Source organism: Caballeronia sp. LZ016, from assembly GCF_031450805.1.
In the GTDB taxonomy this organism is placed as follows: Bacteria; Pseudomonadota; Gammaproteobacteria; order Burkholderiales; family Burkholderiaceae; genus Caballeronia.
On the sequence record NZ_JARTVY010000001.1, the window covers coordinates 1,559,094 to 1,575,322 of the forward strand.

Consider the following 16,229-nt stretch of genomic DNA (forward strand, 5'->3'; position numbering starts at 1 on the left):
CATCATCAATACGGCGACTTGTAAATCTGTACTGGCCGCGCGGCTCTTGCCGGCGGCTTCAATTCATCCGGCGTGCGATAAAGCGTTGCCGCCGCGCCCTGGGGCATCATCATCGCCTTCGCATCCGGATTGCGTCCGACACGCCGCAATTGCGCGCGAGCGCCCGGATTGCCCGCATAGCCATTCTGTTGCGCGAGCAGCTTGTCCGTCGGCGATACACCTTGCGCAGTCTGCGCATTGGTAATCGGCCCGCGCTGTCCGCCCTTGCCATTGACCGGCGCGCCATACGGATCGGCGTATCGATCCGGACTACCTAGCAAATCCATCTCTGACGGTGCGCCGCCGCCTGCCTGCTTCGTGATCGCGGCATCGGCGAAATTGCCCGCATGCGCGAGCGGCGATGCCATCAATGTAGCCAGCATCAGCGGCATGAGCGCCGCGCGTAGCTCGTGTTTCATTCGATCCTCCGGGACTCGTTGCAAGTGATCGGCATGCATTCCTGAATGCTTCGTCATGCGTTGTACAGAGATTTCACCGATGCATCGGTACGCTACTTCACGCGGCATGACGATTCGCATACGCACCGGCAGCGCTTACGTCGAGGCTCCGACTCGTACCGCCAAAAGTCTTGCCGATGCGGCCAAGCGTGCCATAGCGCACGTGGCGCTTTTCGACGTTCGCTGATAATCGATTCACCGTATGCGGCTGCGTTGATGAGCGCCGATGCGAAGAACAGGCAACGAAGACTGCACATCACCTTGTATTCGAATAATCAATGCGCGCGACCACGCGCATCAAGCGCACAGCGAACAAGGCCGGGGATCACATGGACAGAGCGATCGACGAGCGATGCATCGGCGCGCCCAGCGATGGACGCAGCGACGACACACGTGACGCACGCGCAGACCGTGTAAGGCGCGGCAATGTAATCGATCTCTCGCTCGCGGGTCCGGGCAACTTCGTCGCGAAGCGCAGCTTTCTGATCGAACTCGTGTGGTTCTTCGTCGAAGCGTGCTTCATCAATAACAAGCTGATTCCGGTTTCCTTCGTGCGAGTGGCGCTATTGCGGGCGTTCGGCGCGCGCATCGGCAAGAACTGTCGGATGCCGCATCCCATCCGCGTGAAGGCGCCCTGGAATCTCGAAGTGGGCGACAACTGCTGGTTCGGCGTCGATGCGTGGATCTATAACCAGACCGACATTCGCATCGGCTCGAACGTGTGCATCTCGCAAGGCACGTTTCTCACGACCGGCTCGCACGATGCGGCCGGCAACATGGATTTGCAGGTCGCGCCGATCGTGATCGAAGACGGCGTATGGATCACTTCGAAATGCGTCGTGCAGATGGGCGTCACCATCGGACGATCGGCGCTCGTCACGCCGATGTCGGTCGTGCATCGCTCGCTCGAAGCAGAGGGCGTGTACGGCGGCAATCCGGTGCGATTCATCAGAAAGCGCTTTCCTGCATGACGGACGGGCAAGGCATCACGAGGGCGCTGCATCGTAGACGGCAGCGCGGCATCGCTTAAAGCATGAAAATAAGAAGGAGCACGGGGCATGTTCATTGACAGCCGGGGCGTGGACGAAGGCGCAGTCATCGAGACCACGGTATGCATCGTCGGCGCGGGTGTCGCCGGCATTACGCTGGCGCTGGAGCTGGAAAAGCAGGGCATCGGCGCGGTTTTGCTCGAAAGCGGCGGATACAAGGCGGACAACGACACTCGCGATCTGTATCGCGGTGAGAACGTTGGGGTTCCTTATGAATTCGCCGATGGATGCCGCAGCCGCTTTCTCGGCGGCAGCAGCAATTGCTGGGGCGGATGGTGTCGTCCGCTCGATCCGTGGGACTTCGAGAAGCGCGACTGGGTAGCCGACAGCGGCTGGCCCTTCGGCCTCGAAGAACTGCGCCCCTATTACGAGCGCACGCATGCATTGCTGCAACTGGGCGAGAACAATTTCGATCCCGCGCATTGGGAAGCGGCCATCAACCGGCCCGACGTGCGGCGTCATCCGTTCCTGAGCGGCAACGTGCGCGACACGATCTCGCAGTTCAGCCCGCCAGTTCGCTTCGGCAAGGTATATCGCAAGGAGCTGCTCGCGGCGAAGAACGTGCGCGTGTTCCTGTACGCCAATGCGCTGAACATCGACACCGATACCGACGCACGCTCGGTCACGAAGATCGATGTCGGCACGCTGTCCGGCCGCCGTTTCGCGATTCGCGCGAAGGTGTTCGTGCTGGCGACGGGCGGTATCGAGAATGCGCGGCTGATGCTGTCGTCGAACAAGGTGCAGGCATCCGGTATCGGCAACGGCAACGATCTGGTCGGCCGCTATTTCATGGACCACCCGCGCATCATGTCGGCGAGCGTGCACTTCAAGAAGGAGTGGGCGCGCAACAAGCTCTATGACATCAAGTATCACTACCAGAACAAGGCGGTCTCCGCGAACGGCACGTTCATTTCGTCGCAGTTTGCGCTGACGCAGAAGACCCTGAGACGCGAGAAGCTGCTCAACGCGCGTGCGTGGTTCTATTCGGTGTTTCGCGGCGAAAACACGAAGGGCTCCGAGGCGCTCATCCGCGCCAAGCAGGCGATGCTCAAGAAGGATCAGCCGGGCTACAACATGGCGGCGGACCTCGTCACGATGATGGCGCATCCCGTCGATACCGCCTGTTTCGGTCTTGCGCGCCTGTTGCAGCCGCGTCCGCTCATCACCGAAGTGAAGATTCAGACCATCGTGGAAGCGGAGCCGAATCGCGACAGCCGCGTGACGCTGTCTGCGCAGAAAGACGCGCTCGGCATGAATCGCGTGAAGGTGGACTGGCAGGTGACGGAGCTCGTTAAGCGCACGTTCGATCGCACGGTCGCGCATATCGCGACGGAACTGCGGCGTGGGGGCGTCGCCGATGTCACGCTCGACGAGCCGCTTCAGGGCAAGCCGTGGCCGGCGCAACTCGAAGGCACGTGGCACCACATGGGCACGACGCGCATGCACGATTCGCCGAAGAACGGCGTGGTGGACCGCAATCTGAAGGTTCACGGCATGAGCAATCTGTATGTGGCGGGCAGTTCGGTGTTCCCGACCGTCGGCGCGAATTTCCCGACGATCACCATCGCTGCGCTGACCTTGCGACTGGCCGGCCATCTTCAGCGCGTCATCAAGAGTGACGATACCGCGCCGACGATCGTCACGGCATCGGGCAGACCGATGCGCCACGAGAAACAGACCGAGACGCTGCCGATGGCGGCGTCGACATCGGCAATGCATATGCGGGGAGACCTGGCGTAAAGCCTGGCATGTAGGGGAAGGGGGCGCCACCGGTCCGGAAGACCGGTGGCGTTTTCTTTGCTGGCTATAATCGGCATCCGTTCATCGCTTCAACTGGATCGCCCGTGAAAAAGCTCACTGTCATTGCCATTGCCGTTGCATCGATGTTGCTCGCAGCCTGTTCCTCGCCCGAGAAGGAAGCGCTGAAGGCTCAGGGTTTCACGCGCTCGGAACAGGCGCTGGAGACGGCGCAGCGCAACGCGACAGTCGAGTGCCGCGACGCCGCGCAATGCGATGCAATGTGGGATATGACGAAGCGTTATATCGAGCAGAATTCGAATCAGCCTGTGATTCGCTCCGATGCTTCCGCCATAGAAAGCGACCTGCCTTCGCGTTCGGGCAAGCCGGTTTATTCGGCCACGCGCGTGGCGAAGGGAAATGGCGCGGCCATCGCGCTCTATGCGCAATGCCGCGGCATGTATGGCCCGGAGCGCGCGAAGGGCTCGGACTACGACGACTGCGCGAGCAAGATAATCGCGGTGCAGAACCGCTTCGCGAGCGTTATCCGGCCGCCTCGCTGACCAGCCCGCGCGTGAGCCCGCCGTCGCGCCGGCTGGACGTTTCGCGCAGCACGCGCACGAGGTCTTTCGACATCGCATCGACGTCAAAGCGCTGCGTGAAGGTGGCGAGCGCTTGCTCACGCATCGCCGCTACCGCGTTCGCATCCATGCGCAGCCATGCCGATAACGCGTCGATGGTGCCGTCGATCGTATCGCTCGCGACGATGCCCGCGCCGTCTTCCTTCACTTCGCGCCAGATGTTGACCTTGTCGGAGATGAGCACCGGCAGCTTTGAGCCGAGCGCCTCGGCCACGGCAATGCCGAAGTTTTCCTGATGCGACGGCAGCGCGAATACATCGCTCGTGCGGAACGCGCCCCACTTGAGGTCGCCGGTCAGCATGCCCGTCCACGTCGTGCGGTCCCCGATGCCGAGCTCCTTCGTGAGCGAGCGCAGTTGCGCGGCCCATTCGCCATCGTCGGGACCGGCCATCACCAGATGCGCGCGAGGGTCGATATCGCGCACGGCGGCAAAGGCCTTCAGCAGCAGATCGCATCCCTTCTTCTCGTGGATGCGGCCCAGAAAAAGAATCGAGCGCTTGCCCGCGAGCTGCGGAAACTTCGACAGAAACGCGTGGCGCAAGGTCGTCGAATCGGCGGGCGGCTGGCGCGTGCCGAACGACACCACTTCTTCGTTCGCACGATATAGCCTGAACGATTCGCGCGCGAGCAGGCGCTCCTCTTGCGTCGTGAAGAGCACGCGTTTTGCATCGCGCAGCACGCGGTATTCGGCCCACGGCCAATACAGGCACTTCTTCAGGTGCTTGAGCGGATACGTGCGCTTGAACCACGGATCGAGCATGCCATGCGGAAACACGTAGTACGGCACGTTGCTGCCGCGCAGCGCCTTCCACGCGCCGAAGCTGTGGTACTGCCAGAGACCGTTGACGATGACCGCGTCGAAGCGCGGCGCATGTTCCGTGAGCCAGGGCACGAGCCGCGAGCATAGTCCATAGAATCCGCGCGACGGACCGAGCGCATGCAGACGCAGAGAAAACGCCTTGAGATAAGGCGCGTCCGGTGCATCGAGCGAGACGACTTCGATTTCATGGCCCATCGCACGCATGCTGAGGCCGCTTTGCAGCACGCCTTCTGTTGGGCCGCCTGCGCGCGGATCGACGGTGGACAGCAGATGCAGAATTTTCATGAAGCGACGAGTTCTGAGGTCGTTGTCGTTGTCATCACGCGGACGGTGCGAGCGAACCCGCGCCCGATGGCGGCTCGCGACGGTCCTTTGCGTGATGATCGTGCGTGATGGCGGCCGCGTGCAGAGGCAGCATGTCCGGCATCGGCCCGTAATGCGGATCGTAGTTCGGATGCACGTCCGGACGCATGCCGCCGCCATGACGCCTTTTCATCGATGCCTCGTGCGCCGAAGCATGTGCGGCCCGCATCCGCATGTTCTGAGCGATGCGTGCGAAGGCCGCCACGAGCAGACCGAGCGCGACGCCGAACACGATGCCGGAGAAGCGATTGCCGAGCGGATTGCCGCCAACGGACGTTGCGGGCAGCGCGGCGACGACGAGCAGCGCGCGGCCGAGCACCGGCAGATACATCGCATCGGGCGAGCGGCGCCGCCACGCACGATAAGCCATCGACCCGCGATACAGCGCCCACAGCAATGCGATCGGCAACGCAATGCCGAACAGCACGCCGCCCGCGAAGAACTGATACACCCAGAAGTTGTGGCCGGCCGCCCATTCCTTGATCGCGTAGAAATCCTTCGGCGTGAACTGGCCTGCAAGGTCCGGCAGATAGTCGGGCGAATAACGATAGTCGTGGCCGTAGCCCTTGCCGACGAAGACCGACAGCGTGTCCGACATCGTCTGGTCGTACTGGTCCTTCATTTCAGCGAGACGCGTGATGGTCGTCGGATCGCGGCCGGATTCCGTGGCCTTTGCGAACGACATGCGCTGCGACCAGTGCTCGGCGACGGCGGGGAAGAACGCGGCGGACGCAGCGACCATTGCGCCGAGCAGCGCGGCGATCATGACCGCGCGCAGTCCCGCCTTGAAGAGATGCCTGGCCGAAGGCGCGGCGAGCCACGTCGCGAATGCGAACAGCAGCACCGTGCCGACGAGCAGACTGCGCGTGACGCTCAGCAGCTCGATCACGACCGTGGCAAGAAACAGCAGCACGGTGAGCTTCGTCATGCGCTTCGCGACGACGAACTCATGCAACAGCAAGCCTTGCAGGCAGAGGAACGTAACGGACACGATGCGAAAGCGAACGTTCTCCAGTCCGCCGCCGGTCGCCATGCCATAGGCGAAGCTGAAGACGAGCGATGCGACCATCGACCAGAACATCGCCCGCTCGATCTGTTCGAGCCGCTGCGAATCCCACGGACGGCAGGCGACGAAATAGCCGAGCAGCATCAGCAGGAACGGCAGGATCACGCGCATGTAGTTGCCCGAATCGTTCCCTTGCAGCACTTGCGTGGCGACGCTGCCGAGCATCGTGACGAGCAGGAGCGAGGTGATGATCGTGCGCAAGCGCGAGCGCTCTGCGAAGCGCGGCGCGATCATTAGCAGCGCGCAGCCCGCGCCTATCGCGGGAATGGTGAGCAGTATCTGTATGGCCTTGCTGGCGGTTTCTGCGGCCTTGAAGTCGAATGCGAGCGGCAGGAGAAAAAGCCAGATCCAGACGACGGCGAACTTGTTGCGCATGGCGTTCTCTTTAGATGGCTTCGCGGCATTGAGCCGGTGCGTGCCCTGGAAGCCTGAAGTCGCGTGTCGTGTGCTTGCGTGAAGCTCGAGCGACGGTCCCCGGGTACCCCGTATTTGTGCGTCGAATATATCAGCGGGCAAAAGCGCGAGCCGCCGGCGCGGCGTTTAGCGACTAGTCTTCGGCGCGAATCGACGGATGGCCATGTGCGCCGCACCACGCTCGTTCGCCGCGCATCCTTCGTGTGTTGCCGAGGGCACGCAGCACGAGATGCGCTGTCGGCTAAGCACGCGATTCTGGCGGATCGCACCGCGTTTCCCGAACGAACATTGCACTGCCGGAACACCGGTGTGAGACCACGATAATCGCGATGCGCGTGCGTGCGCCGATATGAGGACCCGGGCGGCGAGGCATCCAATACAAACAAGACCTTCGCAGACAGGGGGAAGGCCATGAGCCTTTTCGGCGCCACACGCATGCCAGGACCCAATCGATCGATCGAGCTCGATTTCATCCGGGGACTTGCCATCATCGCAGTCATGGGGTTTCACTTTCATTCGTATCCGACGGGCAGTGCGTTCATTGCCGCCATCGAATATCCGCTCAAGAGCTTCGGCCACGAAGGCGTGAATCTCTTCTTCACGCTGAGCGGCTTTCTCGTGGGCGGCTTGCTGCTCAAGCAATACGCGCAGGAAGGGCGCATCGATGCAGGGCGCTTCATCGTGCGGCGCATGTTCAAGATATGGCCCGCGTACTATGCGCTGATTCTTTTCCATGTGATCGTGGGGCGGCATCCGACCGATACGTTCCTCGTGCAGAACCTCACGCACATGCAGAACTACTTCGGCTCGTCGGTGGCGCAGACGTGGAGCCTCGCGGTGGAGGAGCATTTCTATCTGTTCCTGCCGCTGTTGCTGATCGTGTTCTCGCGCTGGCAAACGCGCGTCAATACGATACTGACCGTGCTCGCCGGCATCTGTGTCGCGGTATTGATTGCGCGCAGCATCGCGGTCTATAACGGCGATCTTCAGGGCACGTTCTTCTATACGCAATACCGCATCGACAGCCTGCTGTTCGGCGTGATGCTCGCCGCGATCTACTGGCTCAAGCCTGCGGTGTATCGCGGCATCGCGGAGAGAAAGGGCATGCTGGTCGCGCTCGTCGCGGCGCTCGTGCTGTGGCTCGTGCTCGGCACGAAGAACGCATCGGTCGATCAAAGCATCGGTTATACCGTGCAGGCGCTCGGCTATTGCGCGCTGATCGTGCTGACGCTCGAATACTCCGGGCGCGTGCGCGGAACGCTGGTTTATCGCGTGATCGGATGGATCGGCGTGTACTCGTACGGCATCTATCTGTGGCATTCGCTGGCGCTCGCGCCGAGCGACATGCTCATCCGCAAGGCTGCGGCCCTGCATTTGCCGGCGATACCCGCGTGGGGCGTCATCATGGCGGCGCAGTTCGCCATCGCCATCGTCGTGGGCTATGTGACGACGCGCGCTGTCGAATTCCCGTTCCTTCGCATCCGCGATGCGTTGTTTCCGGCGAAGCGGAAGATCGACGTATCGGAAGTGGCGGGACGTCAGGCTTGATCGGGCGTGGTAAAGAAAAAGCCGGTGCTTGCGCTTATCGCAAGCACCGGCTTTTATTTGCAACGCATCAGGCCATTGCCTGACGCAGCGTTTCCTTGAATTGCGTGAGCGTATTGCGTTCGAGCAGATGGCCCTTGACGACAGGCCGCGTGCGTCGCGCGAGCACATCGTCGAGCGCACGATTGATCGATGCAGACGACAGATCATCGATGACCGGTCCCAGATCGCCCGTGCGGCAGAACCAGCCGATCAGTCCATCGGCCGTCGCGACAACCGGCTTGCCGAAGCGGAACGCCTGCACGAGCACGCCGCTCATGCCGTAGTGGCCTTTATAGCCGAGCCACACCACGTCACACGCGGAGAAGAGGTCAAGCTCCATCTCGCTCGAGATGAAGCGGTCGATTACGATAGGCGCGGGCGTGAGCTTCGCGACCGCCGCGCTCAGCAATGCGCGCGCGTCGTCGTCCTGCTTGCCGGCGATGATGAGCGTCGGCGCGAGCGCATCGCCGTTGCGCGTGGCGAGCGCATCGATGAGTTCGAAGAGGCCCTTGCGATCGTTGATCGCGCCATACACGAGCACATGTTTGCCGCGCGAAAGCCCGAGCCGTTGCTTCGCCGCCGAAGGTTCCGCCGCGTGTGCATCGGGAAACGGATCGGCGAGATATTCGATCGCCGTGCGTCCTCGACGGCCGGCGTTGCGCTTCCACCAGTCGGGCAAGGTCGGATCGATGGTCAGCAGCGTCTTCATGCCGCCGACGCGCACCGCACGCGCAAAGAGCTTCGACTTGACCGCATTGACGAGCGGCCGGCGCGGCGCGCGCACACCGACGAGATGATGATGGAAGTTGGAGCGCATCGTCACGCCGACCCAGGGCGTCTTGCCGAATGGCGAGCGCAGGAAGGGCAGCGCGAGCAGGAAGTAATCGACATAAGGCACGACGACGAGCGCGACCTTGCGTTCGCGGCTTGCCATTGCATAGGCATGCCGAAACTCTTCGTGGAAGCGCATATAGCTGATCGACGACAGACCCTTGCGACTCTCGGGCGGCGCAATGAAGGTGATGTCCAGCGCATCGCTGCCTTGCTCTCGAATCTTCGCGACGAGCGGATGCTCCGCGTTACGCGGCTGCGTCACGATGAGGCAGCGATAGCCCGCTTCCATATAGGCGTTGGCGGCCCATTCCGCATAGCGCCAGCGATGGCCGCTGAAGTCGGGCTCGATGATGAGGACGGTCTCGTTCGCCATGTTGTTGGTATCCGGCATGGTGATGTTGGATTGAGGCACGGTGCATTTTGAGGCCTGGGCCGCAGCGCGCGATGTGGTCGAGGACACGCAACGCGATCCGTCAACCCGCACTCACCCCACTCAGGGCCGATTAGCACTACGCGTTGTCGTCCAAAGCGCATGCGCTCACGATACTTTGCGTCAGTCGCCTGAAACGCGCGCGATACCGACCTGTCGCCGCGCCACAAAAGCATATTGAATAAACAGCAGCGCGGGGAAATTGAGTGAGATCTGTCCGGCTACCTTTCTTGCCAGCACGCGCGCGATTCGAGCACGATGCAGCGTTCTGGGTGCTCCTTCAGCAAGTGGCCGTGCGCGGCTTCGTGGCCGTGAAGTTCCTGGCCATCGGCCGCATACTCGGGCCTGAAGCGATCGGCGCGGTGAGCATCGCACTGCTTGCGGTGGCTATCGCCGAATCCTTGTCCGATACGGGGCTTGCACAAGCCGTCGTGCAGGGGCGTGACGCACCGACGAACGACCAGCTCGGCGCGGTATGGTCCACGCTCGCGATGCGCGGCGTGTTGATCGGCCTTCTGCTTGCCGCGCTCGCACCGTTGATGACGAGCCAGTTCCATATGAGCGGCTCGATCGGGCTGATTCTGCTCGCGGCCGTCTTGCCGATCCTGCGCGGCATCGCATCGCCTGCGTATTTCATCGTGACGAGGCAGCGAGGCTTTCAGACGCTGGCGGGCGTGGAGACATCGGCGGCGTTCACGGATTGCGCCGTGGGGCTCGTATGCGCGCTATCCGGCGCGGGCGCCTATTCGGTGCTGATCGGGCTCGTCGCGGGCGAGTTGCTGAAGACCACGCTGACGTGGACCGCCATGTCGCCGCGTCCGCCCATGCGCTTTTCGTTCGCGGGCATCTCGCACTACGTCAACTTCAGCCGATGGATCTGGGCGGGCAGTGTGGTCAATCTGCTGCTCAATCAGTTCGACAAGGTGGTCGTCGCGAAGCTGCTCGGGCCGATGCAACTGGGCGCGTATCAAATGTCGTCGAAGCTCGCGCAGATGCTGCTCGCCGATGCCGCCATCGCCATGTCGCAGTATCTGTTTCCGACATTCTCCGAGCATCATCGGCGTGACGTCGCGGGCGCGCGCAAGCTGTTTCGCCGCTATCTGATGCTCGCGGGCGTGGGACTGACGGTGCTCGTGATCGTGCTGCGCATCGCCGCCGAACCGCTCTTCAATCTCGTGCTCGGACCGGCGTGGCTTTCGGCGGTGCCGCTCTTCAGGATTTTCGTCATCAACATGGCGATAGGCGCGGTCATCGCCGTGCTCGTGTCGTGGCTGCGTGCCGTCGGCATGCCCAAGGTCGCGACGCACGCGTCGATCATTCAGGCGATCGTGCTGTGCGTGACGGTGCCCGTCGCGATGCATCTGTGGGGCGTGACGGGCATTGCATGGGCGATGACAGCGGGCCTCGGTTCGGCTGCTGCATGGATGCTCTATCGAAGCGTGAGGGAGGCGTAATGCGGATAATTCATCTCGTGCTCGCGCCGCGTCTTTCCGGCGCCGAAGTGCTGGCGAAGGACCTGGCGATACATCAGCAACGCGGCGGGCAGACGGTCGCGATCGCATCGCTCACGCCCGCGCATGACGACTTCACCGCGTTGCAGGCGGAGCTGGTTGCAAACGGCGTGCAGTGTCTCTTTCCGCAGCGCGCGCAAGGCCGCGTCGGCAAGCTGTTGAGCCTGTATCGGACCATCGGCGCGTATCGCGCGGACGTGATCTTCGCTCACGCGACAATCCCCGCGTTCTATGCGCGCATGTTGCCGCTCGGCGTGCCGGTCGTCTACGTGATGCACTCGGCCACCAACGATTTCGAAAGCGCGATGTTCCGGCGTGTCGAACGCATGTTGTCGCGGCGTGCGCGCGCGGTGATCGCGGTATCGCCCGCGAATATCGACGATTACGTGCGCGCCGTCGGCCGCCATCCGTCGATGACGCTGATCCCGAACGGCGTCGACATGTCGCGCTTCTCGATGCGTACCGCAGATGGCGCAGCTAACGCATCGAAGCAGATCGTGCAGATCGGACGCTATACGTCGGTGAAAAACCAGCTTTCGACGGTGCATGCGTTTCAGCGGGTCGTCGAGCGCGTGCGCGACGCGCGCCTGCTTTTGTGCGGCGTGATCGAAGATCCGGCGTATCACGCGGCCGTGGGCGATCTCATCGACAAGCTCGGCCTGTCGCATCACGTGACGCTGCAGGGGCCGCGTTCGGATATCGCGGAACTGCTGTTTTCGTCGAGCGTCTTCGCGATGCCCTCGCGTTCCGAAGGACACAGCATCGCGTTTCTGGAGGCGCTCGCCTCAGGCGTGCCGGTGGTCGCGAGCACGATCCGCCCGTTTGCGTTCGCGGCGGATTTTCCCGGCGTGCATCTGTGCGATCCCGACGATACCGCCGCCTACGCCGATGCCCTCGTTGCCGCACTGACGCAACCGCGTTCGCACCGGCCGCTCAACGGCCTCACGCTCGCCGATACCGCTGCGCAATATCTGGCCGTCGCACGCGGCGTCACGCGCGGTCTGCCGGGCGCTGCGCCCGCGTAAGGATTGCACGGCGACTCGCGTCAGCGAAATGTTCGCTGGCGCATCCGTCGTTTTTCGCGTATCAGAAGAGATGCCGCAGCCCTCTTGGAAGGAGACTTCATGTCCGACATGCTCAGCATCTCGACGCCCGATGGCGACTTCGACGCCTACGTGGCCTTTCCCACGCAAACGCCCGCACCCGCCGTCGTCGTTCTTCAGGAGATATTCGGCATCAACGGTGACATGCGCGAAACCACCGACGAATACGCGCGACAGGGCTACGTGGCGCTATGCCCGGACCTCTTCTGGCGGCTCGAGCCCAACGTGAATCTCACGGATCGCACCGAAGCCGAATGGCAGCAGGCGATGAAGTACTACACCGCATTCGACCTCAACACGGGCGTCGAGGACATCGCGGCGACCATCGGCTTCGCGCGCGGGCTATCGCAGGTGCAGGGCAAGATCGGCTCCATCGGCTTCTGTCTCGGCGGGCTGCTGTCCTTCCTGAGCGCGGCGCGCACGGATGTCGATGCCGCAGTGTCGTATTACGGCGGCGGCACGGACCAGCATTTGAGCGAAGTGCCGAACATCAAGATTCCGTTGCTCATTCATCTGGCGGAAGAAGACGAATTCATCAATGCCGATGCGCGCAATCGCGTGCTCGCGGCGGTGCAGGGACGCGAGAACGTCGAGGCGTACACGTATCCCGGCTGCCATCATGCGTTCGCACGCAATCAGGGCGCGCATTACGATGCCGCCGCGGCGAAACTCGCCAATGGCCGAACCGCCGATTTCTTCAAAAAGCACCTGAAATAAGGCGTGAAACAAAAACGCCGCCCGAAAAGGGCGGCGTTTTTCATGCGATTGATGGCGCTATTTCTTTGCCGTGTGCGGCCTGCGAAACACCATCCAGCGCGGCGCCTTGAAGCGCACGATGCTCACATACAGCCACACGTAAGTCACCGCGAACACCACGACGAAGCAAAACAGGTGCACCGTATGCCGCCAGAACAGCGTCGCGGGAATCACGGCGATCAGGCACAGCAGCCACAGATAAGGCGACGTCAGCGAATTGCGCCGCGTGATCTCGCGTGCGTTCTGCGCACCGACCGCCCATCGCATCAGCCGCTTGTAGACCAGCATGTGCAGATGCACGCCATCGGGAATGCCGGGGGACATGCCGCGAATGAACTTCTTGCGGTAGATCGAGAAGCAGGTCTCGAAGATCGGATACATGAAGAGCAGCACCGGATACCACGCGGAGACATCGCGGTTGCGCATGACGAGCATGATCGACAGTTCGCCCAGCATGAAGCCGACGAAGTACGCGCCGCCATCGCCGAGAAAGATCAGGCCCGCCGGAAAATTCCAGATGAAGAAGCCCATGACCGCGCCCATCATGATGAGCGATCCCGACAAAACGATCGGATCATGCACCTGGAACGCGACGTAAGCGAGCGAAGCGAACATCATGAACGTGACCATCGATGCAAGGCCGTTGAAGCCGTCGATGATGTTCACCGCATTCGCGAGCGCCGCAACGGCGAGCACTGTCACCGCGCAAGAAATGACGGCGTAGGAGAGCAGGAAATCGAGTGGCGGCACGCTGATGCGCGTCACTGCGATGTTCAGCAGCGCATACGCGAGACCCGCTGCGGCCATCGTGCAGAGAAGGCGAACGAGGGGCGTCACGCGTTTGGTGAGGTCTTCGAGAAGCCCCGATAGAAACGCGGGCATGCCGCACGCAATGATGCCGAGTATGCCGGCCGACACGAACGGATAGCTCCATCGCAACTGCACGGCCGATGCGGTCAGCCCGCACAGGATGCCGACACCGCCGATGCGCGGCACCGGCCGCGCGTGAAACTTCTGCACGCCGGCGAGATCGGTGTCGCCGAGCACGCCTTCCTGCAAGTGCGCGAAGCGCACGATCAACAAGGTCACGAAGAGCGAGACCAGAAAAGCAAGCGCGAAACTAAGCATGAAAAATGGACCGGTTGATGACAGCGCGCTGCATCGATCGAAACATCGCGCGATGCAGCGCGCGGCGCGACTTTAAGCGAACCCTTGCGGATTCTGCGACTGCCAGCGCCAGTGATCGGCGCACATGCGTTCGATGCCGTGTTCCGCGCGCCAGCCGATCAGCGACAACGCGGCGCCGGGGTCGGCGTAGCAGGCGGCGACATCGCCCGGACGGCGCGGCACGAGTTCATACGGCACGGGCTTGCCGGACGCACGCTCGAACGCCTTCACGACATCCAGCACGCTGTAGCCTTGCCCCGTGCCCAGATTGACGACAAAGCTGCGATCCAGCCGCTTGAGCGCGTCGATCGCGGCGATGTGTCCGCGCGCGAGATCGACGACGTGGATGTAATCGCGCACGCCGGTGCCGTCATGGGTATCGTAATCGCTGCCGAACACGCGCAGCCGTTCGAGCTTGCCGACCGCCACTTGCGCGACGTAAGGCATCAGGTTGTTCGGCACGCCCGCCGGATCTTCGCCGATGAGCCCGCTTTCGTGCGCGCCGACCGGGTTGAAATAGCGCAGCGTTGCGATGCGCCAGGACGGATCGGAGACTTCGAGATCGCGCAGAATCTGCTCGGCGATGAGCTTCGACTGGCCATAGGGATTCGTCGCGGACAACGGGAAGGATTCGTCGATCGGCACCGATTGCGGCACGCCGTACACCGTCGCCGACGAACTGAACACGAAGTTGCGCACGTTGCGCTCGCCCATCACCTTCAGCACCGCAAGCAGGCTGCCGATGTTGTTGCTGTAATAGTCGATCGGCTTTGCAACCGATTCGCCCACGGCCTTCAGCGCGGCGAAGTGGATCGCGGCGGTGATCGGATGTGCGTCGAAGATGCGGTTGAGCGCGGCTTCATCGCGGGCGTCTTCCTGATAGAAGGCCACGCGCTTGCCCGTGATGCGCTCCACGCGCTTCAACGATTCCGCACGGCTGTTCACGAGGTTGTCGATGACCACGACGCCGTAGCCCGCATCGAGCAGTTCCACGCACGTATGCGAGCCGATGAAGCCCGCGCCGCCCGTCACGAGGATGGTGCCTTTGATGCCGTTGGCGCTTGGGTTCGTGCCATTCATGGTGATGCTCTCCAGGAAGCGCGGTTCAGAGTGAAATGCCGGTAATGGCGTGTATTGTGCTCTTGTATCGTTCGACGACATTTTTCTCGTCGAATTCGCGGGCGACTTTCTCGCGGCCACGCTGCGCCATCGCCTCGCGTTCTTCGAATGGCAGCGTCAGCATGTGTTCCATCTGATCGGCGAGGCTGTCCGCGCTCTTCACTTCGCACAGGAAGCCGTTGACGCCGTGTTCGACCACTTCGCGGCAGCCGGGAACATCGGTGGCGACGATCGGCCGGCCCATCGCGGACGCTTCCATCAGCGTGCGCGGCACGCCTTCGCGATACGACGGCAACACCACGCAATCCGCTGCCGCCACGAGCGGGCGCACGTCGTTCGCTTCGCCCAGATACTCGACGATATTCTCACGCTCCCACGCCTCTACGTCCGTGCGGCTGATCGCGCTGGGATTGTCGACGCCCACGGGTCCCAGCAACTGAAAACGCGCGTGCGGATAGCGGCGGCGCAAACGCCGGGCCGCCTCGACATATTCGGCCACGCCCTTGTCCCACAGTAGCCGCCCGATCAGGATGAACACGAAGTCTTCGCGGCGCGGCAGGGGCGTGAGCGCGAAGTCATCGAGATCGACGCCTTCGCCATGCAACCGACGCGCGCGATCCGGATGCGCGAGCAGGTTTTCATCGACGAAAGCCTGATGATCGTCGCGATTCAGGAACCAGATTTCGCGCGGAAAGCGGAACGCGAAACGATAAAGCCGCTTCGCGATCTGCGCGGTACGGCTCTTCTGAATGAACACGTAACCGAGACCGGTCGTCACCGCGATGGACGGCACGCGCGCGAGCGTCGCGGCAAGCGAGCCGTAGATGTTCGGCTTGATCGTGTAGTGAAAGACGAGATGCGGACGGCTCGCGCGATACTCGCGGTAGAGCGCCCTCATGGTTTTCAGGTCTTCACGCGGATTCGTGCCTTTGGATGCCACCGGCAATTCGACGCAACGGCAGCCCATTTCGATCAGCGGTTCGAACGTGCGATCGCGCGGCGCGATGATGGTCACGTGTGCGCCGCGTTCGGTCAGCATGCGCAACACGCCGCGCCGATACGTATAAATGGCCCACGCCGTGTTGCACACGAGGGCGATGCGTAGGCTGGACTCTTGTTCGTTCATCCGGAAGTT

The 16,229-nt window shown here is 62.5% G+C and carries 14 protein-coding genes; 7 read left to right on the forward strand and 7 right to left on the reverse strand.

Going from position 1 to position 16,229, the window contains the following annotated elements; translation table 11 throughout:
* Window positions 1–5: 5 nt before the first annotated feature.
* Window positions 6–458: a hypothetical protein gene (locus P9220_RS07390; RefSeq protein ID WP_309764253.1), complete on the reverse strand. Its 453-nt coding sequence runs from the start codon at window positions 456–458 to the stop codon at window positions 6–8.
* Window positions 459–826: 368 nt separating this feature from the next.
* Here P9220_RS07390 and P9220_RS07395 point away from each other — a divergent pair, with 368 nt between their 5' ends.
* The 3 genes from P9220_RS07395 to P9220_RS07405 all read left to right on the forward strand — a co-directional run bounded on the left by P9220_RS07395 (window position 827) and on the right by P9220_RS07405 (window position 3,846).
* Window positions 827–1,468 (forward strand): DapH/DapD/GlmU-related protein, encoded by a 642-nt coding sequence (locus P9220_RS07395; RefSeq protein WP_404989546.1) that lies wholly within the window; start codon window positions 827–829, stop codon window positions 1,466–1,468.
* Between the two features lie 87 nt (window positions 1,469–1,555).
* Window positions 1,556–3,286 carry a GMC family oxidoreductase gene (locus P9220_RS07400; protein WP_309764255.1) on the forward strand — a complete coding sequence of 577 codons (1,731 nt, stop codon included), beginning with the start codon at window positions 1,556–1,558 and terminating at the stop codon, window positions 3,284–3,286.
* Between the two features lie 104 nt (window positions 3,287–3,390).
* A complete protein-coding gene (locus P9220_RS07405) occupies window positions 3,391–3,846 on the forward strand; it encodes a hypothetical protein (RefSeq protein ID WP_309764256.1) in 456 nt (151 codons plus the stop codon).
* On the opposite strand, the gene P9220_RS07410 is transcribed toward P9220_RS07405, so the two are convergent.
* Window positions 3,827–5,029, reverse strand: coding sequence for a glycosyltransferase (locus P9220_RS07410; protein ID WP_309764257.1), 1,203 nt, complete (start codon window positions 5,027–5,029; stop codon window positions 3,827–3,829). The two genes, P9220_RS07405 and P9220_RS07410, sit on opposite strands and share 20 nt — an antisense overlap.
* Before the next feature lie 34 nt (window positions 5,030–5,063).
* On the reverse strand, window positions 5,064–6,548 hold the full coding sequence (locus P9220_RS07415) for a hypothetical protein (RefSeq protein WP_309764258.1): 1,485 nt from the start codon (window positions 6,546–6,548) through the stop codon (window positions 5,064–5,066).
* 450 nt (window positions 6,549–6,998) lie between these two features.
* On the opposite strand from P9220_RS07415, the gene P9220_RS07420 reads away from it, so the two are divergent.
* Complete coding sequence (locus P9220_RS07420) at window positions 6,999–8,135, forward strand: acyltransferase (RefSeq protein WP_309764259.1); 1,137 nt, start codon at window positions 6,999–7,001, stop codon at window positions 8,133–8,135.
* 67 nt (window positions 8,136–8,202) lie between these two features.
* Here the strand turns inward: P9220_RS07420 and P9220_RS07425 are convergent, their stop codons facing one another.
* Window positions 8,203–9,420 (reverse strand): glycosyltransferase, encoded by a 1,218-nt coding sequence (locus P9220_RS07425; RefSeq protein ID WP_309764260.1) that lies wholly within the window; start codon window positions 9,418–9,420, stop codon window positions 8,203–8,205.
* 224 nt (window positions 9,421–9,644) lie between these two features.
* Here P9220_RS07425 and P9220_RS07430 point away from each other — a divergent pair, with 224 nt between their 5' ends.
* The 3 genes from P9220_RS07430 to P9220_RS07440 all read left to right on the forward strand — a co-directional run bounded on the left by P9220_RS07430 (window position 9,645) and on the right by P9220_RS07440 (window position 12,769).
* Window positions 9,645–10,892: an oligosaccharide flippase family protein gene (locus P9220_RS07430; RefSeq protein WP_309764261.1), complete on the forward strand. Its 1,248-nt coding sequence runs from the start codon at window positions 9,645–9,647 to the stop codon at window positions 10,890–10,892.
* Window positions 10,892–11,974 (forward strand): glycosyltransferase, encoded by a 1,083-nt coding sequence (locus tag P9220_RS07435; RefSeq protein WP_309764262.1) that lies wholly within the window; start codon window positions 10,892–10,894, stop codon window positions 11,972–11,974. Before P9220_RS07430 ends, P9220_RS07435 begins: the two co-directional genes overlap by 1 nt.
* Before the next feature lie 99 nt (window positions 11,975–12,073).
* The gene (locus tag P9220_RS07440; RefSeq protein WP_309764263.1) at window positions 12,074–12,769 is read left to right on the forward strand and encodes a dienelactone hydrolase family protein; all 696 of its coding nucleotides are present in this window, start codon (window positions 12,074–12,076) and stop codon (window positions 12,767–12,769) included.
* Between the two features lie 57 nt (window positions 12,770–12,826).
* On the opposite strand, the gene P9220_RS07445 is transcribed toward P9220_RS07440, so the two are convergent.
* From P9220_RS07445 to P9220_RS07455, 3 genes are all read right to left on the reverse strand, one after another.
* Entirely contained in the window at window positions 12,827–13,936 is a 1,110-nt protein-coding gene (locus P9220_RS07445; protein ID WP_309764264.1) for a glycosyltransferase, read from the reverse strand.
* Between the two features lie 72 nt (window positions 13,937–14,008).
* A complete protein-coding gene (gene galE / locus P9220_RS07450) occupies window positions 14,009–15,055 on the reverse strand; it encodes a UDP-glucose 4-epimerase GalE (protein WP_309764265.1) in 1,047 nt (348 codons plus the stop codon).
* A gap of 25 nt (window positions 15,056–15,080) precedes the next feature.
* A complete protein-coding gene (locus P9220_RS07455; RefSeq protein WP_309764266.1) occupies window positions 15,081–16,220 on the reverse strand; it encodes a glycosyltransferase family 4 protein in 1,140 nt (379 codons plus the stop codon).
* Window positions 16,221–16,229: the final 9 nt, after the last annotated feature.

Coding starts and splice junctions, on each gene's coding strand:
- P9220_RS07435 (WP_309764262.1), top strand. CDS start 10,892: ATGCGGATAATTCATCTCGTGCTCGCGCCGCGTCTTTCCGGCGCCGAA.
- P9220_RS07410 (WP_309764257.1), bottom strand. CDS start 5,029: ATGAAAATTCTGCATCTGCTGTCCACCGTCGATCCGCGCGCAGGCGGC.
- P9220_RS07420 (WP_309764259.1), top strand. CDS start 6,999: ATGAGCCTTTTCGGCGCCACACGCATGCCAGGACCCAATCGATCGATC.
- galE (WP_309764265.1), bottom strand. CDS start 15,055: ATGAATGGCACGAACCCAAGCGCCAACGGCATCAAAGGCACCATCCTC.
- P9220_RS07415 (WP_309764258.1), bottom strand. CDS start 6,548: ATGCGCAACAAGTTCGCCGTCGTCTGGATCTGGCTTTTTCTCCTGCCG.
- P9220_RS07395 (WP_404989546.1), top strand. CDS start 827: ATGGACAGAGCGATCGACGAGCGATGCATCGGCGCGCCCAGCGATGGA.
- P9220_RS07445 (WP_309764264.1), bottom strand. CDS start 13,936: ATGCTTAGTTTCGCGCTTGCTTTTCTGGTCTCGCTCTTCGTGACCTTG.
- P9220_RS07455 (WP_309764266.1), bottom strand. CDS start 16,220: ATGAACGAACAAGAGTCCAGCCTACGCATCGCCCTCGTGTGCAACACG.
- P9220_RS07390 (WP_309764253.1), bottom strand. CDS start 458: ATGAAACACGAGCTACGCGCGGCGCTCATGCCGCTGATGCTGGCTACA.
- P9220_RS07440 (WP_309764263.1), top strand. CDS start 12,074: ATGTCCGACATGCTCAGCATCTCGACGCCCGATGGCGACTTCGACGCC.
- P9220_RS07400 (WP_309764255.1), top strand. CDS start 1,556: ATGTTCATTGACAGCCGGGGCGTGGACGAAGGCGCAGTCATCGAGACC.